The organism is Bacillus testis (assembly GCF_001243895.1).
Taxonomy (GTDB): Bacteria; Bacillota; Bacilli; order Bacillales; family DSM-1321; genus Bacillus_AD; species Bacillus_AD testis.
In genome coordinates this window covers 3420912-3442733 of the sequence record NZ_LN851186.1, presented here as the reverse complement: position 1 = coordinate 3442733, position 21822 = coordinate 3420912, and the positions used below count along the sequence as shown (strand labels likewise).

General features: G+C 41.5%; 26 protein-coding genes. 16 read left to right on the top strand and 10 right to left on the bottom strand.

Annotation, left to right across the window (positions count from 1 at the left end; all coding sequences use genetic code 11):
- Positions 1-44 precede the first annotated feature (44 nt).
- Entirely contained in the window at positions 45-305 is a 261-nt protein-coding gene (locus BN1765_RS20190; protein ID WP_147554224.1) for a hypothetical protein, read from the top strand.
- A 228-nt stretch (positions 306-533) separates the two neighbouring features.
- Complete coding sequence (locus BN1765_RS17125; RefSeq protein ID WP_050616254.1) at positions 534-1103, top strand: hypothetical protein; 570 nt, start codon at positions 534-536, stop codon at positions 1101-1103.
- Positions 1104-1223: 120 nt separating this feature from the next.
- Here BN1765_RS17125 and BN1765_RS17120 read toward each other — a convergent pair whose 3' ends face one another.
- A complete protein-coding gene (locus tag BN1765_RS17120; protein ID WP_050616253.1) occupies positions 1224-1730 on the bottom strand; it encodes a hypothetical protein in 507 nt (168 codons plus the stop codon).
- A complete protein-coding gene (locus tag BN1765_RS17115; protein WP_050616252.1) occupies positions 1727-1939 on the bottom strand; it encodes a helix-turn-helix transcriptional regulator in 213 nt (70 codons plus the stop codon). The genes BN1765_RS17120 and BN1765_RS17115 overlap by 4 nt, the downstream gene beginning before the upstream one ends.
- A gap of 155 nt (positions 1940-2094) precedes the next feature.
- On the opposite strand from BN1765_RS17115, the gene BN1765_RS20185 reads away from it, so the two are divergent.
- From BN1765_RS20185 to BN1765_RS20180, 3 genes are all read left to right on the top strand, one after another.
- The gene (locus BN1765_RS20185; RefSeq protein WP_154666096.1) at positions 2095-2256 is read left to right on the top strand and encodes a hypothetical protein; all 162 of its coding nucleotides are present in this window, start codon (positions 2095-2097) and stop codon (positions 2254-2256) included.
- A gap of 196 nt (positions 2257-2452) precedes the next feature.
- Entirely contained in the window at positions 2453-3658 is a 1206-nt protein-coding gene (locus BN1765_RS17110; RefSeq protein ID WP_050616251.1) for an FtsK/SpoIIIE domain-containing protein, read from the top strand.
- Entirely contained in the window at positions 3555-4202 is a 648-nt protein-coding gene (locus BN1765_RS20180; protein WP_147554223.1) for a replication-relaxation family protein, read from the top strand. Before BN1765_RS17110 ends, BN1765_RS20180 begins: the two co-directional genes overlap by 104 nt.
- A 19-nt stretch (positions 4203-4221) precedes the next feature.
- Here the strand turns inward: BN1765_RS20180 and BN1765_RS17100 are convergent, their stop codons facing one another.
- Positions 4222-5442 (bottom strand): ISL3 family transposase, encoded by a 1221-nt coding sequence (locus BN1765_RS17100; RefSeq protein WP_082195512.1) that lies wholly within the window; start codon positions 5440-5442, stop codon positions 4222-4224.
- A 317-nt stretch (positions 5443-5759) separates the two neighbouring features.
- Here BN1765_RS17100 and BN1765_RS17095 point away from each other — a divergent pair, with 317 nt between their 5' ends.
- Positions 5760-6275 carry a MarR family winged helix-turn-helix transcriptional regulator gene (locus BN1765_RS17095; protein WP_050616248.1) on the top strand — a complete coding sequence of 172 codons (516 nt, stop codon included), beginning with the start codon at positions 5760-5762 and terminating at the stop codon, positions 6273-6275.
- Here BN1765_RS17095 and BN1765_RS17090 read toward each other — a convergent pair.
- Positions 6245-7465: an ISL3 family transposase gene (locus tag BN1765_RS17090; protein ID WP_082195441.1), complete on the bottom strand. Its 1221-nt coding sequence runs from the start codon at positions 7463-7465 to the stop codon at positions 6245-6247. The two genes, BN1765_RS17095 and BN1765_RS17090, sit on opposite strands and share 31 nt — an antisense overlap.
- 317 nt (positions 7466-7782) lie before the next feature.
- Here BN1765_RS17090 and BN1765_RS17085 point away from each other — a divergent pair, with 317 nt between their 5' ends.
- Positions 7783-8223 carry a MarR family winged helix-turn-helix transcriptional regulator gene (locus tag BN1765_RS17085; RefSeq protein WP_050613695.1) on the top strand — a complete coding sequence of 147 codons (441 nt, stop codon included), beginning with the start codon at positions 7783-7785 and terminating at the stop codon, positions 8221-8223.
- A 204-nt stretch (positions 8224-8427) separates the two neighbouring features.
- Here BN1765_RS17085 and BN1765_RS17075 read toward each other — a convergent pair whose 3' ends face one another.
- A complete protein-coding gene (locus BN1765_RS17075) occupies positions 8428-9648 on the bottom strand; it encodes an ISL3 family transposase (RefSeq protein WP_082195441.1) in 1221 nt (406 codons plus the stop codon).
- Between the two features lie 264 nt (positions 9649-9912).
- Positions 9913-10980: an NAD(P)/FAD-dependent oxidoreductase gene (locus tag BN1765_RS17070; protein ID WP_050616246.1), complete on the bottom strand. Its 1068-nt coding sequence runs from the start codon at positions 10978-10980 to the stop codon at positions 9913-9915.
- A gap of 288 nt (positions 10981-11268) precedes the next feature.
- Here BN1765_RS17070 and BN1765_RS17065 point away from each other — a divergent pair, with 288 nt between their 5' ends.
- Positions 11269-11508, top strand: a complete 240-nt coding sequence (locus BN1765_RS17065) for a YuzB family protein (protein ID WP_050616245.1) — start codon at positions 11269-11271, stop codon at positions 11506-11508.
- A 43-nt stretch (positions 11509-11551) separates the two neighbouring features.
- Here BN1765_RS17065 and BN1765_RS17060 read toward each other — a convergent pair whose 3' ends face one another.
- A complete protein-coding gene (locus tag BN1765_RS17060; protein WP_050616244.1) occupies positions 11552-12250 on the bottom strand; it encodes a DUF2225 domain-containing protein in 699 nt (232 codons plus the stop codon).
- Between the two features lie 254 nt (positions 12251-12504).
- Between BN1765_RS17060 and erpA (BN1765_RS17055) the strand changes: the two genes are divergently transcribed.
- Positions 12505-12867 (top strand): iron-sulfur cluster insertion protein ErpA, encoded by a 363-nt coding sequence (erpA, locus tag BN1765_RS17055; protein ID WP_050616242.1) that lies wholly within the window; start codon positions 12505-12507, stop codon positions 12865-12867.
- A gap of 115 nt (positions 12868-12982) precedes the next feature.
- On the opposite strand, the gene BN1765_RS20830 is transcribed toward erpA (BN1765_RS17055), so the two are convergent.
- Positions 12983-13498, bottom strand: coding sequence for a DUF2225 domain-containing protein (locus BN1765_RS20830; RefSeq protein WP_050616243.1), 516 nt, complete (start codon positions 13496-13498; stop codon positions 12983-12985).
- 254 nt (positions 13499-13752) lie between these two features.
- Here BN1765_RS20830 and erpA (BN1765_RS17045) point away from each other — a divergent pair, with 254 nt between their 5' ends.
- On the top strand, positions 13753-14115 hold the full coding sequence (gene erpA / locus BN1765_RS17045) for an iron-sulfur cluster insertion protein ErpA (protein ID WP_050616242.1): 363 nt from the start codon (positions 13753-13755) through the stop codon (positions 14113-14115).
- Positions 14116-14636: 521 nt separating this feature from the next.
- Here erpA (BN1765_RS17045) and BN1765_RS17040 read toward each other — a convergent pair.
- Positions 14637-15632, bottom strand: a complete 996-nt coding sequence (locus BN1765_RS17040) for an NAD(P)/FAD-dependent oxidoreductase (RefSeq protein WP_050616241.1) — start codon at positions 15630-15632, stop codon at positions 14637-14639.
- 394 nt (positions 15633-16026) lie between these two features.
- On the opposite strand from BN1765_RS17040, the gene BN1765_RS17035 reads away from it, so the two are divergent.
- From BN1765_RS17035 to BN1765_RS17020, 5 genes are all read left to right on the top strand, one after another.
- A complete protein-coding gene (locus BN1765_RS17035) occupies positions 16027-17238 on the top strand; it encodes an NAD(P)/FAD-dependent oxidoreductase (RefSeq protein ID WP_050616824.1) in 1212 nt (403 codons plus the stop codon).
- A gap of 71 nt (positions 17239-17309) precedes the next feature.
- Positions 17310-17804, top strand: a complete 495-nt coding sequence (locus tag BN1765_RS17030) for an NUDIX domain-containing protein (protein WP_050616240.1) — start codon at positions 17310-17312, stop codon at positions 17802-17804.
- Between the two features lie 267 nt (positions 17805-18071).
- Positions 18072-18191: a YuiA family protein gene (locus BN1765_RS20310; protein WP_187119464.1), complete on the top strand. Its 120-nt coding sequence runs from the start codon at positions 18072-18074 to the stop codon at positions 18189-18191.
- A 118-nt stretch (positions 18192-18309) separates the two neighbouring features.
- Entirely contained in the window at positions 18310-18633 is a 324-nt protein-coding gene (locus tag BN1765_RS17025; protein WP_050616239.1) for a YuiB family protein, read from the top strand.
- 211 nt (positions 18634-18844) lie between these two features.
- Entirely contained in the window at positions 18845-19510 is a 666-nt protein-coding gene (locus BN1765_RS17020) for a 3D domain-containing protein (RefSeq protein ID WP_050616238.1), read from the top strand.
- A 52-nt stretch (positions 19511-19562) separates the two neighbouring features.
- Here BN1765_RS17020 and BN1765_RS17015 read toward each other — a convergent pair whose 3' ends face one another.
- Positions 19563-20039: a divergent PAP2 family protein gene (locus tag BN1765_RS17015; RefSeq protein ID WP_050616237.1), complete on the bottom strand. Its 477-nt coding sequence runs from the start codon at positions 20037-20039 to the stop codon at positions 19563-19565.
- A gap of 213 nt (positions 20040-20252) precedes the next feature.
- Between BN1765_RS17015 and BN1765_RS17010 the strand changes: the two genes are divergently transcribed.
- On the top strand, positions 20253-21752 hold the full coding sequence (locus BN1765_RS17010) for a leucyl aminopeptidase (protein WP_050616236.1): 1500 nt from the start codon (positions 20253-20255) through the stop codon (positions 21750-21752).
- Positions 21753-21822 lie beyond the last annotated feature (70 nt).

The window sequence follows — 21822 nt, the reverse complement described above, 5'->3', positions numbered from 1 at the left end:
CAATACTCTGCACTTTTTTCTTGCAAAATACAACGAATCACAGAATGGACCTTAGCCAAGAGTTATACGGAATTGTTGGTGAATACTTCTTAGGGAAATCAACGTGGCAAGCAGGAGGAATTTCACAAGATATAAGAGTCCCAATAAGTAAAAATGGATTAACATCAAAATTTCAAGGTAAATATGTCCACGTATTAATTCCTTTTACCGGTAGTGTTAGTCTAGGACCAGCATCTGTTGATGTTCCTTCAGCTTGGTCAACTCAAGAATTTGTATTAGATTTCAACTTAAAAATTGGTTCATAAACAATAAGATAATTTATAAGGGTAACTATTATAGTTGCCCTTATAAATATTTAATCCCTAGTGAACGTTTAAAATATGTAACTTGAATAATAAAAAAAAATTGCCCATCTCGTAAATAGAAGGGCTTTTTTATTTATTGACAGCTATTATAATAATTAAGTGAAATATAGTATGTTTATCTTACATTTAATTATATTTAGTAGATTTACCAAGGAGGTATAAAATAACTTGAAGAGAATATTTATTGCCACTTCTTTTGTGTTAATTTTTTTAATTTGTTTTTCTATGTTTATCGTTAAGAGCTATACCATTGAAAATAATAATCAAGATATTCAAAAAAGTTTAACTGAATGGGAGAAGAAAAATGATTCAACAAAAACAGATATAAAAAAGATAGATAAAATAATCGATGTACCTAATGTAAAAGAAGAAAACCCAAAATTATTAAAAGTTGTTCAATTAGGTGATTCAAATATCTATGTAGCACACTATCTACTAAGAGATCAAACAGCATTTGCTGTAATGAAAAAAGGGTTAAATGGAAAATTAAAAATAAAATTTAGTAAAACTGGTAGTAGTAGGCCTATGTATGATTCATACGATAGTATTAAAACAAATAAGGGTTATTTTTTGGTAATTAGCGGAAAAAAAGAAAATAATATTAAAAATATAAACGCTAAAATCCATGATATTGATATGAATTATAAGTTAAAAATCCCGGATGATAAGTATTACTTAATAGTTAAGAAAATGCCTGAAAGTATTAAAAAGAGACCAAACGTAGAATTACTTTTTTAACTTGAGAATAAAGTAGTAAAATATAAATAAGATCAAAAAATTGCCCTCTCAATGTGAGAAGGGCATTCTTCTTGTTCAATTGTTCAATGCTACTTCACAGTTAGAATTTGAGTCTTTTCCTTATTCCGTAGCTTTTTTGATTTCATACTTTGCTTCAGTATAAGTTACCGGTGTTTTAGAAGGATTGTTATCTTCAAACTGAACGGCAGCAATTGTATAATTACCCGGCTTTAAAAAATTGCCTTCTAATCCTTCTGAACTTTGAGTTAAACTTGCGTATTGCTCTGTATGGTGATGTTTTTTATTGATATAAACAAAAGTTTCTTTATCTCCCTGAAAGTTCTCGTAATCAACTCCGATACTTTCTGATAAGGAATCTTTGTTTACAAATAAAACTGGAACGTTACCATCCTTTGAATTGCCGGCAGGTGTGCTAACAGTTATAGTTGCATTCCCAATTGGTTTAGTGTTTTCAGGAAAAGGAATTTTACTATCTTCATCCTTACTATTTTGCTTGTTTTCTACTTTTGAATCAGTTGCTTTTTCCTTTGTCTCTTCTCCATCACAGGCAGCAAGAGCAGTAGCAATAATAATAGTCATGCATAGAAGTAATAATTTACTCTTCATTCTTTCTCCTCCCATTCATACAGATCATCTACTTTAACCCCTAATATATCGGCAAGATCGAATAACTCTTTAACGCTAGGAAAGCTTTTTCCAGTACACCAATTTGATATGGTGTTAGGTGTTTTTTCGTAGCGATTGCTCAGAGCTATCCTTGTGTATCCTGCCTTATTCATCAGCCAACCGATATTTACCTTTTTTAGTTCCTTCATTTACATCACCCTATGTATATTTCTCTATACAAGCTATAATTCCTTTTCGTGTCAATTACATCGTTGTTAATCCAAATTAAATTTTGCTGTACACGCATTAAATTAGGCCGGTATCCATACATTGAAGTATACAAAGAAAAGGGAGCGTGAAGCGAATGCTATTAGTGGGGGCATTTGGAGCAACAATGTTGGGAATCAGTTTATTGGAAAGCTCAGGCATGGAAATTAACCACGGCCTTTTGACTTTAACCATGGAAACGGCAAAAATCGGAGGACTTATTTATTTGATCAAAATGGCAGCTGGGATGTTCCTTTAATTGATTACACAATTCAATTATTTGAAAATTTCGCTCTCGCGTATGACGGGAATGGAAAGGTGGGGAGATCAGTATCTGTCGAAGGTAAAATGTAAGGCTTAGTACAAGATCAATCTAGTGGTATATAAAGGACTGTAAATTACATTGTAAATTACAGCTGATGAAAATTACCTTGAACACTACAAGGAGGATTACAATGATAGAAATCTTAGCTTTGCCGGTGCTTGCCCTTACAGCAGCGCTTGTCCCAAAACGGAGGATGAAGGACAAGGTAAAGATCCAACAGGTCTTTGAGAATCGTGGGCTTGGCATAAAAAAAGATGATGAAATGCTATATCCGATCCTGCTCAATGATACCCACAAGGATACACACTCCACTTATATTTACTCACTTCCACTCGGCTTATCCTCAGACCATTTCGAAGCACTCCTGCCGGCGATTGAAGAAGGAATCAATAAAGACTGTGCCACTGAGTTTGCGGACGGCGTAATGAAGCTGAAGGCATATAGGGAGGCCTTACCTAAGAGCTGGAATTATGATGATGGATTACTGCGACCAGGTAAGTGGCTGGTGCCGATCGGCAAAAACCAAGAAGGGATCCTTTACCACGATTTTGAAAAATACCCTCACATGCTTGTGGGCGGCGTTACCCGGTTCGGCAAGACGGTTTTCATCAAAGAAGCTTTCTACACACTTTTGTTAAACCAAATGGAACATGCCGAATTTTATTTTTTGGACCTTAAAGGCGGCTTGGAGTTTGGGAAGTATATCGGCCTGCCTCAAGTGAAAGGAGTGGCTGCTGATCTATATGGATCGGTTGAGCTTCTGTCCACCATTCACGAGGATTTAAAACGGCGAGAAAAGCTGTTCAGAAAGAACGGCTACACCAATATTATCGATACGCCAATCAAAAAACGCACCTTTATTATTGTCGATGAGGGTGCCGAATTGTCGCCAAACCTTTTAACAGGGGAACTAAAGAAATACGCTAATTACTGCCAGCAGACGTTATCTGAGATAGCGCGAATTGGCGAAGGTATTGGGTACCGAATGCTTTTCTGTACGCAGTATCCCGTGAAAGAAGCCGTGCCTATGCAGATAAAAATGAATATTGTCGCCAGATTATCCTTTATAGCTGCAGCACAAATATCCAGCCGTGTGATTTTAGACGAAAACGGGGCAGAGGAACTGCCAGCCATCCCCGGACGCGCCATTTATAAGGTTGAGAAAAAGCGCACTGTCCAGGTGCCGTATATCACCGATAAATACATGTTTGAGAAAATGGGGGAGAGAGAACATGACATCCTTAATGCAGCAGTCCCGAACGGAGATGTTGTTAACGACGATAGACCAGTTGGGTATGGCCACGATCAGGCATCTTCGTGGAATACACGATCTTAAGAGCTACCGGAATGCCTGTTTCGCACTGAAGAAGATTGAGCCATACACATCGACAACCTTCTATAATAAAGAGAAAGTATTTTATCTGAATCGGGCGGGGCGGTCATTAATCGGATCATATAGGGAAGTGAAGAAATCATCCAACATGGAACATACCCTTTTGAGGAACGATGCCTATCTATATTTAAGATGCCCCGTTGACTGGCAAATTGAATCTGTATTGGAGTACACGGTAGAGCAACCGAAGACCCTTGGGATTATCATAAAGGGCATGTCTGTTACATCTAAGCATAGAATTGTGGCAGATGCCATTTATAGAAGGAACGGGTATTCGCATGTGGTAGAAATCGATAACACGCGTGATATGAAGGACAATCGGAAGAAGCTGCAGGAATACAAGGAGTGCTTTAAGCAGCTGGACACACCGAGACTTGAAATCTTCACGACTACTCTGGATCGTAAGCGGAAATTTGAAAAGTGGCTGCTGGAGTTTAAGTTGAGGGGAGAAGTGGTTTTATTGGTTCTTTTTCAAGTGTTGGGGTAGAGAACATTTCTCTGCCCCTTTATCCTACTGAATTGCCTATTGATTTATAGTGGTGATGCAGGAGGATTCGCGCCCTAAAACGAGCGAAGTTCCGGAACCCAAAGGCATTCCGTTTCATGACCTTTGTCAAGTTGTTCAACCCTTCCACAAACCCATTGGAGTACCCAAATTCAAAACGGTTAAGGATTTCCGTTTCCCAATTTCGATAGGTCTGGACGGTTTTCACGAACTCAGGAATCCTGCTTTCTTCCACCTTTTCATAAAACGCATGCAGCGCTTCTTTTGTCTTCTCGATATGGCCTGGCCCCCGCCGTTTGGCTTCGTTAAACCACTCATAAAAGGCCTCTTTCAACCCATACGCTATTTTTAATTCAGGGGACAGCGCAAAGTATCTTTCCAGATACCATTTATCTGTTTTTGTAAGCTTGTGGGAAGCTTTATGAAAGACGTAACGGACCTTCTTACACTTTTTACGGTCGTATGCATGCCACTCGTTTTGTTCCCTCACACGGATCTTGTCGAGCGCCCAATTCATATACCGGACGAAATGAAACCCATCCGCCACGATCACAGGACCGTCCAAGGCCTGTTTGACAGCTGCCTTGAAGGCGTGGCTCATATCCATGACAACCACTTCCACCTTGGCCCCATGTTTCCGCAAGTACTCTTTAATTGTGTCTTTCCGTCTGTTTGGCAGGATGTCGATCGGTTCGCGGGTCACGGCATTGGCAATGATCAATTGATATTTTTCCTTTCCGGAATCCCCTTTGAATTCGTCGATGGCAATCGCTTTGGGCAAGGCCTTCTCTCCCTTGATTGATTGGGGGATAATCCGGTCAAAACGCCGTATGATCGTACTGACGGATGTATGGTATTGGGCCGCAATTTCGGTGAATGTCTTGGCTTTGACGGTACGGATCTGGACCTGTTGATTCCATTCCTTCGAATGGTGTTGATACCTCTCCACAAAAGGATTTTCCTCATAGAAACGTTTCCCGCACAAGCAGGCATATCTCCTTTTCCGATAGATAATCATGGTGGGGCGTTCCGCCATTTTCAGATGCTTAATCTTTTGGATACGGTAGTCATGGACACGCTTGGTCTCCTTCGAACAGGAAGGGCAGGCATGGTCCTTAATCGGCATTTCAATATATATTTGGTAGATTCCTTCATTGATGTCGGTTTTGATGATGGTTGCCCCTTCAAGTCCGGGCAGAATCATGTTAAAATGCAAGAGCACACATCTCCTTTTCTATCTTGTTTCTCGTCAATTCAAGTATAAGAAATTAGGAGCTTGTGTGCTCTTTTTTTGCCCATTTTTAAGTGGACACCCCAACATTTAGTATAGAACCAAAGTTTTTCGTATCTGAATGAAGTGGAAAAGCGGGTAGTTTTATCCATAGTACTAATTAATAGTTGCGTTATCAACTATTTATAATTATATTAATATAGTGTTTGAGGAACCGACATACGATATTAAATCCATAAAAACCGCCTAAATAGTTGCGCTAACAACTGTTTTTAATCAAATTTTTCCATGAAAGGTAACCAGACAATATGAATAACAACCACGATGAGAAGATGGGACGTTATATTGCACAAATTTATTGCAAAGGTTCAGCGATTATTTCTAAAGAGCTTCAGGAATTCGGAATTGGCTCCGGACAATACAGGTTTCTTTTGCAGCTTTACCGCCAGGACGGCATCAGTCAAGAGGAGCTATCGAAGCTGCTTTTAGTGGACAAAGCGACCGTCGCCAGAGCAATGAAAAAATTAGAAGAGGAGAACTTAGTTTATCGGGTTCGTGATCAAAAAGATAATCGCTATTATAAAGTTTTTATTACAGAAAAAGCATTGGACATTAAAGAAGAAGTATTTAATAAAGTTCATGCTTGGGACGAAACCATCAAACAGAGTTTAACTAAAGAAGAAGAAGCACAAATGATTTATTTATTGCAAAAAATCACGAATAGCTTAATGAGAGGAGAAAACAATTGNGGTTCTTTTTCAAGTGTTGGGGTAGAGAACATTTCTCTGCCCCTTTATCCTAATGAATTGCCTATTGATTTATAGTGGTGATGCAGGAGGATTCGTGCCCTAAAACGAGCGAAGTTCCTGAACCCAAAGGCATTCCGTTTCATGACCTTTGTCAAGTTGTTCAACCCTTCCACAAACCCATTGGAGTACCCAAATTCAAAACGGTTAAGGATTTCCGTTTCCCAATTTCGATAGGTCTGGACGGTTTTCACGAACTCAGGAATCCTGCTTTCTTCCACCTTTTCATAAAACGCATGCAGCGCTTCTTTTGTCTTCTCGATATGGCCTGGCCCCCGCCGTTTGGCTTCGTTAAACCACTCATAAAAGGCCTCTTTCAACCCATACGCTATTTTTAATTCAGGGGACAGCGCAAAGTATCTTTCCAGATACCATTTATCTGTTTTTGTAAGCTTGTGGGAAGCTTTATGAAAGACGTAACGGACCTTCTTACACTTTTTACGGTCGTATGCATGCCACTCGTTTTGTTCCCTCACACGGATCTTGTCGAGCGCCCAATTCATATACCGGACGAAATGAAACCCATCCGCCACAATCACAGGACCGTCCAAGGCCTGTTTGACAGCTGCCTTGAAGGCGTGGCTCATATCCATGACAACCACTTCCACCTTGGCCCCATGTTTCCGCAAGTACTCTTTAATTGTGTCTTTCCGTCTGTTTGGCAAGATGTCGATCGGTTCGCGGGTCACAGCGTTGGCAATGATCAATTGATATTTTTCCTTTCCGGAATCCCCTTTGAATTCGTCGATGGCAATCGCTTTGGGCAATGCCTTCTCTCCCTTGATTGATTGGGGGATAATCCGGTCAAAACGCCGTATGATCGTACTGACGGATGTATGGTATTGAGCCGCAATTTCGGTGAATGTCTTGGCTTTGACGGTACGAATCTGGACCTGTTGATTCCATTCCTTCGAATGGTGTTGATACCTCTCCACAAAAGGATTTTCCTCATAGAAACGTTTCCCGCACAAGCAGGCATATCTCCTTTTCCGATAGATAATCATGGTGGGGCGTTCCGCCATTTTCAGATGCTTAATCTTTTGGATACGGTAGTCATGGACACGCTTGGTCTCCTTCGAACAGGAAGGGCAGGCATGGTCCTTAATCGGCATTTCAATATATATTTGGTAGATTCCTTCATTGATGTCGGTTTTGATGATGGTTGCCCCTTCAAGTCCGGGCAGAATCATGTTAAAATGCAAGAGCACACATCTCCTTTTCTATCTTGTTTCTCGTCAATTCAAGTATAAGAAATTAGGAGCTTGTGTGCTCTTTTTTTGCCCATTTTTAAGTGGACACCCCAACATTTAGTATAGAACCAAAGTTTTTCGTATCTGAATGAAGTGGAAAAGCGGGTAGTTTTATCCATAGTACTAATTAATAGTTGCGTTATCAACTATTTATAATTATATTAATATAGTGTTTGAGGAACCGACATACGATATTAAATCCATAAAAACCGCCTAAATAGTTGCGCTAACAACTGTTTTTAATCAAATTTTTCCATGAAAGGTAACCAGACAATATGAATAACAACCACGATGAGAAGATGGGACGTTATATTGCACAAATTTATTGCAAAGGTTCAGCGATTATTTCTAAAGAGCTTCAGGAATTCGGAATTGGCTCCGGACAATACAGGTTTCTTTTGCAGCTTTACCGCCAGGACGGCATCAGTCAAGAGGAGCTATCGAAGCTGCTTTTAGTGGACAAAGCGACCGTCGCCAGAGCAATGAAAAAATTAGAAGAGGAGAACTTAGTTTATCGGGTTCGTGATCAAAAAGATAATCGCTATTATAAAGTTTTTATTACAGAAAAAGCATTGGACATTAAAGAAGAAGTATTTAATAAAGTTCATGCTTGGGACGAAACCATCAAACAGAGTTTAACTAAAGAAGAAGAAGCACAAATGATTTATTTATTGCAAAAAATCACGAATAGCTTAATGAGAGGAGAAAACAATTGATTAATCAAAACGTATTAGGTACAGAATCAATAGCAAAACTACTAATGAAGTATTCGATTCCTGCCATAATCGGAATGATTGTGAATGCACTATACAATATTGTCGATCGTGTTTTTATTGGGCATATCCCTGATGTCGGTTCAATGGCAATTACAGGTGNGGTTCTTTTTCAAGTGTTGGGGTAGAGAACATTTCTCTGCCCCTTTATCCTAATGAATTGCCTATTGATTTATAGTGGTGATGCAGGAGGATTCGTGCCCTAAAACGAGCGAAGTTCCTGAACCCAAAGGCATTCCGTTTCATGACCTTTGTCAAGTTGTTCAACCCTTCCACAAACCCATTGGAGTACCCAAATTCAAAACGGTTAAGGATTTCCGTTTCCCAATTTCGATAGGTCTGGACGGTTTTCACGAACTCAGGAATCCTGCTTTCTTCCACCTTTTCATAAAACGCATGCAGCGCTTCTTTTGTCTTCTCGATATGGCCTGGCCCCCGCCGTTTGGCTTCGTTAAACCACTCATAAAAGGCCTCTTTCAACCCATACGCTATTTTTAATTCAGGGGACAGCGCAAAGTATCTTTCCAGATACCATTTATCTGTTTTTGTAAGCTTGTGGGAAGCTTTATGAAAGACGTAACGGACCTTCTTACACTTTTTACGGTCGTATGCATGCCACTCGTTTTGTTCCCTCACACGGATCTTGTCGAGCGCCCAATTCATATACCGGACGAAATGAAACCCATCCGCCACGATCACAGGACCGTCCAAGGCCTGTTTGACAGCTGCCTTGAAGGCGTGGCTCATATCCATGACAACCACTTCCACCTTGGCCCCATGTTTCCGCAAGTACTCTTTAATTGTGTCTTTCCGTCTGTTTGGCAGGATGTCGATCGGTTCGCGGGTCACGGCATTGGCAATGATCAATTGATATTTTTCCTTTCCGGAATCCCCTTTGAATTCGTCGATGGCAATCGCTTTGGGCAAGGCCTTCTCTCCCTTGATTGATTGGGGGATAATCCGGTCAAAACGCCGTATGATCGTACTGACGGATGTATGGTATTGGGCCGCAATTTCGGTGAATGTCTTGGCTTTGACGGTACGAATCTGGACCTGTTGATTCCATTCCTTCGAATGGTGTTGATACCTCTCCACAAAAGGATTTTCCTCATAGAAACGTTTCCCGCACAAGCAGGCATATCTCCTTTTCCGATAGATAATCATGGTGGGGCGTTCCGCCATTTTCAGATGCTTAATCTTTTGGATACGGTAGTCATGGACACGCTTGGTCTCCTTCGAACAGGAAGGGCAGGCATGGTCCTTAATCGGCATTTCAATATATATTTGGTAGATTCCTTCATTGATGTCGGTTTTGATGATGGTTGCCCCTTCAAGTCCGGGCAGAATCATGTTAAAATGCAAGAGCACACATCTCCTTTTCTATCTTGTTTCTCGTCAATTCAAGTATAAGAAATTAGGAGCTTGTGTGCTCTTTTTTTGCCCATTTTTAAGTGGACACCCCAACATTTAGTATAGAACCGTTTTATTTAAGGAGGTATAACAAAAGACGGGTAAAAAACCCGCCTAAAGCCCGCCTGAAACTAAATCTATTTCAATATATTTCAATGAGTTAATTTTTCCCTAACACTTATATATCAACGTTTTAGAGTCATTTCAATCTGTAAAAATCCATCAGCCGTTATGGTATTTGTACATCCACAGGATGCCGGACTTAAGGAGGCGGGCTACCCGTCCTGTTATCGGGCGGTCAGCAACAAGCCCGAAGCCCTGTTTCTTGCCCAGTGAGCCCAATGTCCCTTTTAGCTTAATCGGAGGGAAACTTTCAGGCAGCGGTTCGTTCTTCCATTTCTTTTCGAGTACTTCTACAATCTGCTCGGCTTGGCCCTCAGCCAATTGCGCACTTGGGGCATAATCCAGGCTGGCACAGTCGCCTACAACGAACACATTGTCATAGCCAGGTATAAAATGCTGCGGAGTCAGCTTGATGCGGTTCTGTTTATCCTTCTCGACAGGGAGTTCCCTTACAACGCGGCTAGGTTGAATCCCGGCTGTCCATACGATCACATCACTTTGGATGCGGTCTTGGTGGTTATATAAATAATGTTCTTCCACTGCTGTTATATTAGAGTGGTTGATTACTTCCACATTATGTTTTTTGAACCAATTTTCTATATAGGTGCTAAGCTTTGGCGAGAATGATGAAAGGATATGCTCGCCGCGGTCAAAGATCCTAATTGAAAGATCAGGGCGGCTCTCTATCAGTTCACTCGCAAGTTCCACTCCGCTCAGTCCGGCTCCGACGATACTGACAGTGGCTCCCTTGCCTAGATTATTCAATGCTTGATAAGTACGACGGGCTTGGTGGATTGTCTGGATGCTGTAAGTCAGTTCTTTAGCTCCTGGTACATTATGGTATTTATCCACACATCCTAGACCGATGATCAAGTCATCATAATGGATTGATTCTCCATCCTCTAAGGTGATAGTGGCTTCATCAAGTGAAATGGCCGTAACATTGCCTGCCTTATAAGTAAGGCGGGGATGTTCCGGAAAAGAAACACGGACATGTTGGTCGGAGATGGTGCCTGCAGCAAGTGCGTAGTGTTCTGTTTTCAGACTATGATATGGGTTGCGGTCTATTAGTGTAATCGATCTATCTTCGGGGAGGTTGTTTGGCAATAATCGGTTCAGCGCCTTCATTCCGCCATATCCCCCGCCCAAAATAACTAGTTTTTTCATCACATATATCCCCTTTGTTTATGCTGGATTGCTAGTTTTTGTACTGATGGTGATGAGTCTTATTCTACGTTGGAAGGCAATCGTATTATTGAGATGTTTATCCCAGAACATCAGCAGAAATAACCCGACTATTGTCTTCCATACCATAGGCTAGTATATCGAAAATGTGTCAAAACTACAACAATATTATGAAATATCAAACATAACACGATTCACCTGGTGTAAAATAATCTTTAGATTTAGTAAAAAACGTACTTCTGGATTTTGGGAAACAGAGAGGTGAAAAGGATGATTAGACCGGTTGTTGAATTTTGTGTAAGTAATCTGGCAAACGGATCCTATCCAGCACTGGAAAAGCTAGAGAATGATTCTACTATAGATATCCTTGAATATGGCTGTTTGAACCATTGCGGTATATGCGATCAACAGATGTATGCATTGGTGAACGGAGAAATGATTACGGGTGAAAATCCAAGTGAGCTGGTGGATCGTATATATGAATTCATCGAAGAAAATCTGATCTACTAAAAAAGCACAAGAGATTCTTGTGTTTTTTGTTTGGCAATTGTTTTTAAACGCTAGGAACTTTATTTCTCGTTTCTCTGATTGTAAGCCAGCGATCCTTGGCCATCTCGATGATGCCGGTTTCCATAGTATACTTTTGCTTTTCGATGACCTTTGAGAGAAACATTGTCGCTTCTTCTAACTTGCCGCATCGATAAGCGATTTCTCCCAACAAATATAATAGGCGCGTCTCAGACATGCTGGTACTGCTGAAATCCCCTGTTGAATAACTTTCCTTATATTCGTGAAGCGCTGCCGACAGAAAACGGTTCTCTTGTTCTGTATTTAGGTTCATCCTGTACAGCCAGGCCATCCTCATTGATATGCCTGCAAGGATAATATGTTTTTCCTTTTTAAGAGAGCCAGTATAGAAGGCTAGTTTCAGTGTTTTAATGGCTTCTGTTGCAGTTCTTTCCTTTCCAAAATTATGGGGTACCCAACGGTCGCAGATATTTGATTGAATTTTTTCCTTTACGCCGGGCGCAAAAAAAGGACTGAAATCCTCCGAATAGGAATACCCACAGTGCGGGCAAACAAAAATGTGGTAAAGCAGCCCGTTTTCTGAGCCGGGCTTATATATAGGGCAAAAATCGGTATCGTATTTTTCTACTTTAATGAATTTGGATCTAATTTTATAGGTGGTAAAAGGTGTTCGGCACATGTGGCAAGTTTGTTTATGTTCATATAATGGAGGAATCTGTTCCAAAGTGATGCCTTCTTCCTGGATAATATTTCTTGATATTGTAATTATACAAGAAATATATGTAAAATAGGTAAAAAGTTCTGGTTATTTTATCATGCTTAATATTTTTCCGACATGTTAAGTAGCAGTGAAGCTATGTGGAGGACTGCCAGGATCGGTCAGGAAGAAATCCAGAAAAGTTGAGCAAAAGCGGCTCTTTTGTATATACTTATAAAGAGTTAGAATGCTTCCCACAGTTAAAATAGGAGGTTCATAAGATGGAACAATTGATTACAATTACAGAGTCAGCGGCACTTCAAATAAAAGATATGATGAAAAATAATGAGGAGGAAGGTTCCCTTTTGCGCGTAGCAGTCCATGGCGGCGGCTGCAGCGGCCTATCGTATGGGTTAGGTTTCGCGCTTGAAGTCAACGAAGATGATATGAAAATTGAACAGCACGGCATTGAAATCGTTATCGATCAAGAAAGTGCTGCCGTGCTTAAAGGCACAGTGATTGATTACAAGCAGTCCATGATGGGCGGCGGCTTCATCATCGATAATCCCAACGCAATCGCCTCTTGCGGCTGTGGTTCTTCCTTCAGAACAGCAACAAATGCCGGCAAGCCTGAGGAATGTTAAATAAGCGGTTGAACCTGAATGACAAAAGCCCTCTCGGTAGCTAATAACAACCGAGAGGGCTTTTTATAGGTCATTAATAAAGAACTTGAGGAGAAACGCTCCAGTTTGTACGTCGCTAAACGGGCGTTCTCCGCTTTTCNTCCCCTGTTGAATAACTTTCCTTATATTCGTGAAGCGCTGCCGACAGAAAACGGTTCTCTTGTTCTGTATTTAGGTTCATCCTGTACAGCCAGGCCATCCTCATTGATATGCCTGCAAGGATAATATGTTTTTCCTTTTTAAGAGAGCCAGTATAGAAGGCTAGTTTCAGTGTTTTAATGGCTTCTGTTGCAGTTCTTTCCTTTCCAAAATTATGGGGTACCCAACGGTCGCAGATATTTGATTGAATTTTTTCCTTTACGCCGGGCGCAAAAAAAGGACTGAAATCCTCCGAATAGGAATACCCACAGTGCGGGCAAACAAAAATGTGGTAAAGCAGCCCGTTTTCTGAGCCGGGCTTATATATAGGGCAAAAATCGGTATCGTATTTTTCTACTTTAATGAATTTGGATCTAATTTTATAGGTGGTAAAAGGTGTTCGGCACATGTGGCAAGTTTGTTTATGTTCATATAATGGAGGAATCTGTTCCAAAGTGATGCCTTCTTCCTGGATAATATTTCTTGATATTGTAATTATACAAGAAATATATGTAAAATAGGTAAAAAGTTCTGGTTATTTTATCATGCTTAATATTTTTCCGACATGTTAAGTAGCAGTGAAGCTATGTGGAGGACTGCCAGGATCGGTCAGGAAGAAATCCAGAAAAGTTGAGCAAAAGCGGCTCTTTTGTATATACTTATAAAGAGTTAGAATGCTTCCCACAGTTAAAATAGGAGGTTCATAAGATGGAACAATTGATTACAATTACAGAGTCAGCGGCACTTCAAATAAAAGATATGATGAAAAATAATGAGGAGGAAGGTTCCCTTTTGCGCGTAGCAGTCCATGGCGGCGGCTGCAGCGGCCTATCGTATGGGTTAGGTTTCGCGCTTGAAGTCAACGAAGATGATATGAAAATTGAACAGCACGGCATTGAAATCGTTATCGATCAAGAAAGTGCTGCCGTGCTTAAAGGCACAGTGATTGATTACAAGCAGTCCATGATGGGCGGCGGCTTCATCATCGATAATCCCAACGCAATCGCCTCTTGCGGCTGTGGTTCTTCCTTCAGAACAGCAACAAATGCCGGCAAGCCTGAGGAATGTTAAATAAGCGGTTGAACCTGAATGACAAAAGCCCTCTCGGTAGCTAATAACAACCGAGAGGGCTTTTTATAGGTCATTAATAAAGAACTTGAGGAGAAACGCTCCAGTTTGTACGTCGCTAAACGGGCGTTCTCCGCTTTTCTCTTCTACGATAAGTCAACTATGAAATGCTGAACCGGTCTGCTTACCCCCGACAAGCATAAGAACCCTCTCTACAGGAAACATGGGTTTCGTTTCCGAAAGAGAGGGGCTTATGACTCGAGGGGGTGACCGGTGAAGCTAGACACATCGGCTCGTACCTCGCCGTGTTTCCTTTATCTCAAAGAAGAAACACTCCAGTCCCTACGCCGCTAACCGGCGACTTTCCGCTTTTCTATCTGTCTAGCTGCAAACGCCCAGCGACTAGCAAACTTCACGTTTCTCTCTTCAATAAGTCAACATCGGTTCGTACCTCACCGTGTTTCCTATATTTTGAGGAGAAACGCTCCAGTTTGTACGTCGCTAAACGGGCGTTCTCCGCTTTTCTATAGTTTCATGGCTGTGCTGTGCATTGGTTGTACGCGGGCTTTTGGATCGATATAGGATTTGGCGTTGTTGACGGCTGTTGGAGCTTCGCCGAATCCGGTTGCGATTAGTTTAACCTTGCCGTCATATGTGCAAATGTCGCCTGCTGCATAGATGCCTGGAATGTTTGTTTCCATTTTGGAATTGACAACGATGGAGTTTTTTTCAATTTCCAATCCCCAGTCTTTGATTGGTCCCAGTGAGGAGACGAAGCCGAAGTTGACGATCAGTGAATCGATTTCAATCGTTTCTTTTTCTCCGTTATCAGGGTTTTCAAGAACAATTTGCGTGATTTTTTCATCATCGCCCAGTATTTCTGCAGGAACAAATGGCGTTTTGACATGCACCTTTGAAGCATGCAATTTTTCGACGCTATGTTCATGGGCACGGAATTTATCGCGTCGATGGACGATATAGACTTCTTTGGCGATGTCTTCAAGCATCAAGACCCAGTCTACTGCTGAATCTCCGCCTCCGCAAATCACTACCCTTTTGCCAGCAAAGCTGTTTAAATCATCGATGAAGTAGTGAAGATTTGATTTTTCATACTTGGAGGCTCCTTCAAGCTCAAGGCGACGCGGCTGGAATGCGCCGTTCCCGGCAGTGATAATCAATGCCTTTGTATAGTGCACCTCTTTATCAGTTGTCAGTTTCAGGGTTCCATCGGCTTGGGTTTCAACATTTTGCAATGTTTCCTCCAAAGCAATGACAGGGTTGAACATTTTCATTTGTTCTTTTAGATTGTCCACTAATTCCTGTGCTCGGATTGTGGGAAATCCTGCAACGTCCAATATATGTTTTTCGGGGTATAAAGCCGTTAATTGTCCCCCCAGTTGAGGAAGGCTTTCAATTATTTTAACAGAGGCTTGTCGCATTCCTCCATAAAAAGCAGTAAACATCCCAGTAGGGCCGCCGCCCAAAATAGTTATATCAAATACTTGTTTTTCCTCACTCACAACATTTCCCCCTTTGTGATATAGACATCATGTTTTATCTATTTTAACACACACATATATGTTATCCCCTAATAATACGCAGTTTTTCGGAAATTTCAAAGAAATTAATAGAATATTCAGCTAATTAAATACGTGTATTCGCTTTCTTCAATAGAAAGAAACATAATAGTGTGCTAGTAGGAATTTGCTTGAAAACTAGGTGGAAAGGAGATAATATAATTGAAGTCAGATTGTTAACATTCTGTGTCAAAAAATAAATTTTATACGTATGTATATTTACGTGAAAAAATTCACAATATTTGTGGATTTTATGAAATGATGATTGATCATCTGCTGCGTTTCGCCTGAAATAGCAGCGGACCATTTATAACTTTTTAAAGGTGGATGTATGCTCGTGAATAAACCAAAAATCGTTATACTCGGTGCTGGGTATGCCGGACTTACAACAGTAGCGCGTCTGCAAAAGTCGATTAGTGCGTCTGAAGCGGAAATAATCTTAATTAACAAAAATGATTACCACTATGAAACAACATGGCTTCATGAAGCTTCTGTCGGTACACTTCATCATGATCGTGCGCGTTATGAAATCGCATCTGTTATTAAGAAAAACAAGGTAACGTTCATTAAAGATGATGTGGTTGAAATTAAAAAAGACGAACAAAAAGTCATCCTTGCGAACAGTGAAGTGGCATATGATTATCTTGTTGTTGCAATCGGTGCGGTTCCTGAGACATTTGGAATCAAAGGACTCAACGAATATGCCTTTATGATTACAAACATTAATGGCGCCCGTAAAATCCGTGAACATATTGAATCTCAATTTGCTAAGTACCATGACAAAGACAAGAAGGATCCTTATATCACGATTGTGGTAGGTGGAGCTGGCTTTACGGGTATCGAATTCCTGGGTGAACTTGTGAATCGCGTACCTGAGCTCTGCAAGGAATATGACGTCGATCCTGCCAATGTAAAAATACTTTGCGTGGAAGCAGCGCCGACTGTATTGCCAGGCTTTGATGAAGAACTGGTTGACTATGCAGTAAAACTGTTGAAGAAAAAAGGTGTTGAGTTCCATATCGGCACAGCAATCAAAGAATGCACTGAAACAGGCATCATTGTCAGCAAAGGAGAAGAAACAGAGGAAATTCCTGCAGGAACAGTCATTTGGGCTGCTGGTGTGAGAGGAAATCCAATCGTCGAAAATGGCGGGATTGAGACAACGAGAGGCCGTGTCAAAGTGGACAAGGACCTGCGTGCTCCAGGAGAGTCCAATATCTTTGTCATCGGGGATAGTTCATTGGTGATCAATGAAGAGAATAATCGCCCTTATCCTCCGACTGCCCAAATCGCGATGCAGCAGGCAGATACATGCGCAAAGAATGTAAAAGCCTTGCTGCGTGGGGAACAACACCTTGCTGCGTTCAAACCGGACATTAAAGGAAGTGTTTGTTCGTTGGGTGAGCATGATGCAATCGGCCTGGTTTTCGGCAAGAAATTAATGGGAACCCCTGCTTCATTGATGAAGAAGGTCATTGATAACCGTGCTTTATTCATGGTAGGTGGAGCTCCTTTAGTAGTGAAAAAAGGTAAATTTAATATATTATAATAGATAGAAACAACTTAAAGCGCCCACTGCCAGCAGCAGGGCGCTTTTTCTTCAATAACAGGAGGGATAAAATGGGGGAACGTTGTCAAAACGTATGGCTGGCTGTAGCAGGATTGGTTATCAATAAAGATGGGGATTGGCTAGTCGTGAAGAAGAAATATGGCGGCCTGGAGGGGAAATGGTCGCTGCCTGCCGGATTTGTAAAGTATGATGAGACGGTGGATGAAGCTGTGGTCAGAGAGGTGCTTGAAGAGACAGGGATCCATACAGAAGTGAAATGCTTGTTGGGCCTGAGAAGCGGTGTATTATCATCAGGAGTAAGCGACAATATGCTTATATTTCTTCTGGAGCCCTTAAACGATCAACCTGTCGCCCAGGAAAAGGAATTAATGGCAGCGGCTTTTATGGCGCCAGAAGATTTAAAGAAAGACCGTGACTGTTCTGTTCTTCTGATTGCTTTAATGGGTGAAAAGAATTTGAAGGGCCAATTATTGAACGACCGCATGGATCCGGGGAAACAATTCGGCTATCTTTCTTATAAGGTTTTTTTATCGGATTCTAACTGACGTTAAAACTCAGGCTTCAACCTGGGAGTGAAGACAAGAAGGATAAACGGGAGAGCAAACGCCCATAAGAAGCCGAACGGTCACCTAACAATCGGGGCGAGGAATGGAACCCTTTTTTATAAGAAAGGGATATAAAGAGCAAATAGAAGAATAGGATTGATGTATTCGCTTTCATAAGGGTATTTCGGATAATGCGGATGTTTAAATTATTAGAATTTTCTGTTATATTTAAGCCAGATATTCCATTACCTAAAGGAGCGAATGAATATGAATGCAACTGAAAGTAGAATGTGTGACTATTGTTCAGGCCATGGGTATACGAATTTATTGGTAGGCGGGACAGAAACCTGCTTATGCTGCCAGGGAACCGGTATAGAAAAAGATTAAAACTCCTTTCTCAGGAGTTTTTTATTTCTTAATATTTCTTTATCTTACATTTATTGGTTGACTGTATTTTCTTCATTCAGTAAACTTAAGATGATGCTCCAAAGGAGGAATAGAATCCATGCCTTTAACTGTACCCACACTCATTTTATCGATTATATTATTTTTTGTACTTTTCTTTGGAATCGGTTTTTTGCTTAATATGCTTTTTAGGGCTTCATGGATTATGGCCATCCTTTTTCCGCTTGTAGCCCTCTATATGATCAATAATATCAAATTGATTCATTATGTAACACAGCCTGGTTCGGCGTTTTCGCATCTCGGCGACCGGCTTGCAGGGATTGCTGTACCGGACATCCTTGTTTTAGGATGCGGGTTTCTTGGTGCTGTAGCATCCGGGTTTACGATGAAAACACTGCGAAAAAAAGGGTATCAAATGTTTTGATACAAGCTGTGGCCTATGTGCCGCAGCTTTTTTTGTGGGCTAAGCCCCCCGCTTCAACAAAAAAGTGAAGATAAAGAAGTGTGAGACTTAGCACTAGTAAGAACACGATCAAAGTTTTGCTTTATCTTTTGTTTTGCACGGGCGGCCAAGTCCGCTTTGTATAGATCTTTTCGGATTGGACAGAATAGAATCCGAGAGGAGCGATCAATAGATGAAGAGAAAGCTAATGATAAAAAAAGCGGTGCTGGCCCTGTTGGTTTTAGGAGCGCTACAGTCAACGTATTCCCAATTGACAGGTGTTAAAGCAAGCCAACTTATTCCCAGCAAAGATGATGACGTATTTTCCAGGCATGTTTATATGGACATGAGGTCTTTGCATGTTTCACGCCCGACGACTACTTTGTCATCACAGACGGAAATGGCCGAACCTAAATCGATTGAATCCATGTTGGCGGATAACCAATATGAGAAAGTCCGGGTGATGGCGACTGGCTATACGGCAGGCGTTGAGTCAACTGGAAAACATAAGAACGACCCATCCTATGGAATTACATATTCAGGCGTAAAAGTGAAAAGAGATTTGTATAGTACAATTGCGGCCGATCTTTCTATTTATCCTATCGGGACCATCCTTTTTATCCCGGGCTATGGATATGGCGTAGTGGCGGATAAAGGGGGAGCCATAAAAGGCCATCATCTTGATTTGTACTATGAAAACGTGGAAGATGTCTATGCACAATGGGGCAAGAAGTATGTCGATGTTTATATTGTCTCCAAAGGCAATGGAAAGCTGACAGAAGCAGAATTGACGGCCCTTAATGAAAATAAAGACATGCAAGTGTTCCGCGAACAGTTCACATCGAGCCAAAAGAAATAAAATATACATCAAAAGGGCCATTTATCCTTTCAGGACATGGCCCTTTTCACATTCAATAAACGAAATAATGCAGAAAAATTGAGATCAGAATGCCTGTGATGGCACCGAAAAAAACCTCGATTGGCTTATGACCCAATAATTCTTTTAACTGTTTTTGTTTTTGCTGATTTTCTTGATGGGGCCATTTCTTCGCTTCATTAACAAAAAGGGTGAAATCGTGGACCAGTTGGTTTAAAACCGCTGCTTGTTCACCGGCTTGGCGGCGTACGCCTTTAGCATCGAACATGGTAATGACAGCAAATATGACAGCTATAGCAAATAGGGGCGATTGCAGCCCGCTTTCGTAGGCTATAGCCGTGGCAAGGGCGGTGACTGCAGCGGAATGAGAACTGGGCATGCCGCCCGTGCTTGTCAATAAGGACCAATCAATCCGGCGTGTGGCCAGGAAGGTGATTGGCACTTTTACGAATTGGGCGAAAAAGATGGCCACGAATGCAGATACCAACGGAAAGTTCTGGAATATTGCCATTTCATCAACCTCTCTCTGATTGTTTAGAGATTATTTTGACTTTTACAAACCTTTTAGGGGCAGTATAAAATGAGTGTGTGCGGTTCAGTTCATTAAGGCAAGAACTGCCTATATATATCTTCTCATATTGGCGGTTTTTTATCGACAGAGAAGATGGTAATGGATCTGTTAAATGAAATAGTAGATAGATTCAATAATTGAAGGAGGAACCAAATGGTTACATTAAAACAAAAGTGGAACCCGGACATCGAACTGGAATGTTTGGTGGTGGGCGTGCACTTTCCTGGGTTTATGTTAAAAGGGGCAGTATCAGCGCTTGATGACGAATTGAATGGTAAAATAACGGAATTGCTCAGAAGCAATGATATTTCTCCCAAAAAGAAAAGCATAACAGTCATCCCGACTTTTGGACAAGTCAAAACAAAAAGAATCCTATTTGTTGGTCTTGGCAAAGAGAAAACGGTAGCGGAAGAAGATTGGAAAGAAGGCCTTGCCAAAGCGTTTCGCAAAGTGAAGGAAATGCGATTGTCTTCTGTTGCAGTCGATTTGGAATCATTAAGCGGCCAGCTAGACCCTGAACGTGCAGCTTCTCTTTTGGGAGAAGTGTATATGGAATCATTGTATACCCTTCAGACATATAAACGGAAACCGAATAAACCGATTGTACATATAGAGAAGATGTATTTGTACAGTGAATATGACAGTGTAAAGATACAGAAGTCCATCGATAAAGGATTTGTTTATGGGAAGAGCACTAATTACGCCCGCACCCTTGTGAACATGCCGCCCAACCTGCTGACTGCGCCTGTGCTGGCTGATTATGCTCAGAAGCTGGGCGATACATACGGTATGGAAGTGGAAATTCTGGATAAAACGCAAATGGAGGAACTTGGAATGGGTGCGTTGTTGGCCGTTAACCAAGGTTCCACTGAGCCTCCGGCCATGATTGTTCTGAAATACCAAGGGAAAGACGAGTGGAAAGATGTCATCGCTTTAGTCGGAAAAGGAGTGACATATGATACGGGCGGTTATTCGTTAAAGCCGAGGGACGGCCTGATCGGGATGAAAGGCGATATGGGGGGCGCTGCGGCAGTTCTTGGTGCCATGCAGATTATAGGAGAAATGAAGCCGGCCCAAAACGTGGTGGCAGTTATTGCTTCGACGGATAATATGATTAGTGCAGCTGCTTTTAAGCCGGACGATGTCATTACTTCATTAAGCGGCAAAACAATAGAGGTCCTTAATACAGACGCTGAAGGAAGGCTGGCCTTAGCGGACGCAGTAACGTATTCAAAACAGCACGGTGCTGATTATATTGTTGATATAGCTACATTGACAGGTGGCGTCGTTGTGGCGCTCGGAAAAGAGATGACAGGCGCTTTTACCAATAACGAACAACTCCTTAAACAGGTCCAGGCAGCTTCACTCATGACTGGGGAACCAATGTGGCAGCTTCCGATTACCAAGAAAGACCGTGAACGGGTAAAGAACAGTTTGATGGCCGATTTGAATAACTCTCCAGGGCGTGAAGGGCATGCGATCATGGGCGCTGCTTTTGTAGGTGAATTTACCGAAGGAACGCCATGGGTCCATTTGGATATAGCCGGAACATCAATGACTAAACAGCCGAATGAACAACAGACATATGGAGCAACGGGAGTGATGGTGAAAACGCTGGCACAGCTTGTACTAGATTTTGTACCATTCAGTTAACCCATTTTTCATCAATGCTGGATTGCTGCCCAAGCCAAATCGGACGATTGAACATATGCAATAGGGTAAG

What these genes read in the sequence shown, in the direction of transcription:
- BN1765_RS17065 (WP_050616245.1), top strand. Translation starts at nt 11,269, where the DNA reads ATGATTAGACCGGTTGTTGAATTTTGTGTAAGTAATCTGGCAAACGGA.
- erpA (WP_050616242.1), top strand. Translation starts at nt 12,505, where the DNA reads ATGGAACAATTGATTACAATTACAGAGTCAGCGGCACTTCAAATAAAA.
- BN1765_RS17010 (WP_050616236.1), top strand. Translation starts at nt 20,253, where the DNA reads ATGGTTACATTAAAACAAAAGTGGAACCCGGACATCGAACTGGAATGT.
- BN1765_RS20190 (WP_147554224.1), top strand. Translation starts at nt 45, where the DNA reads ATGGACCTTAGCCAAGAGTTATACGGAATTGTTGGTGAATACTTCTTA.
- BN1765_RS17070 (WP_050616246.1), bottom strand. Translation starts at nt 10,980, where the DNA reads ATGAAAAAACTAGTTATTTTGGGCGGGGGATATGGCGGAATGAAGGCG.
- BN1765_RS17030 (WP_050616240.1), top strand. Translation starts at nt 17,310, where the DNA reads ATGGGGGAACGTTGTCAAAACGTATGGCTGGCTGTAGCAGGATTGGTT.
- BN1765_RS17020 (WP_050616238.1), top strand. Translation starts at nt 18,845, where the DNA reads ATGAAGAGAAAGCTAATGATAAAAAAAGCGGTGCTGGCCCTGTTGGTT.
- BN1765_RS20180 (WP_147554223.1), top strand. Translation starts at nt 3,555, where the DNA reads ATGACATCCTTAATGCAGCAGTCCCGAACGGAGATGTTGTTAACGACG.
- BN1765_RS17025 (WP_050616239.1), top strand. Translation starts at nt 18,310, where the DNA reads ATGCCTTTAACTGTACCCACACTCATTTTATCGATTATATTATTTTTT.
- erpA (WP_050616242.1), top strand. Translation starts at nt 13,753, where the DNA reads ATGGAACAATTGATTACAATTACAGAGTCAGCGGCACTTCAAATAAAA.
- BN1765_RS20310 (WP_187119464.1), top strand. Translation starts at nt 18,072, where the DNA reads ATGAATGCAACTGAAAGTAGAATGTGTGACTATTGTTCAGGCCATGGG.
- BN1765_RS20185 (WP_154666096.1), top strand. Translation starts at nt 2,095, where the DNA reads ATGCTATTAGTGGGGGCATTTGGAGCAACAATGTTGGGAATCAGTTTA.
- BN1765_RS17085 (WP_050613695.1), top strand. Translation starts at nt 7,783, where the DNA reads ATGAATAACAACCACGATGAGAAGATGGGACGTTATATTGCACAAATT.
- BN1765_RS17115 (WP_050616252.1), bottom strand. Translation starts at nt 1,939, where the DNA reads ATGAAGGAACTAAAAAAGGTAAATATCGGTTGGCTGATGAATAAGGCA.
- BN1765_RS17110 (WP_050616251.1), top strand. Translation starts at nt 2,453, where the DNA reads ATGATAGAAATCTTAGCTTTGCCGGTGCTTGCCCTTACAGCAGCGCTT.
- BN1765_RS17120 (WP_050616253.1), bottom strand. Translation starts at nt 1,730, where the DNA reads ATGAAGAGTAAATTATTACTTCTATGCATGACTATTATTATTGCTACT.
- BN1765_RS17015 (WP_050616237.1), bottom strand. Translation starts at nt 20,039, where the DNA reads ATGGCAATATTCCAGAACTTTCCGTTGGTATCTGCATTCGTGGCCATC.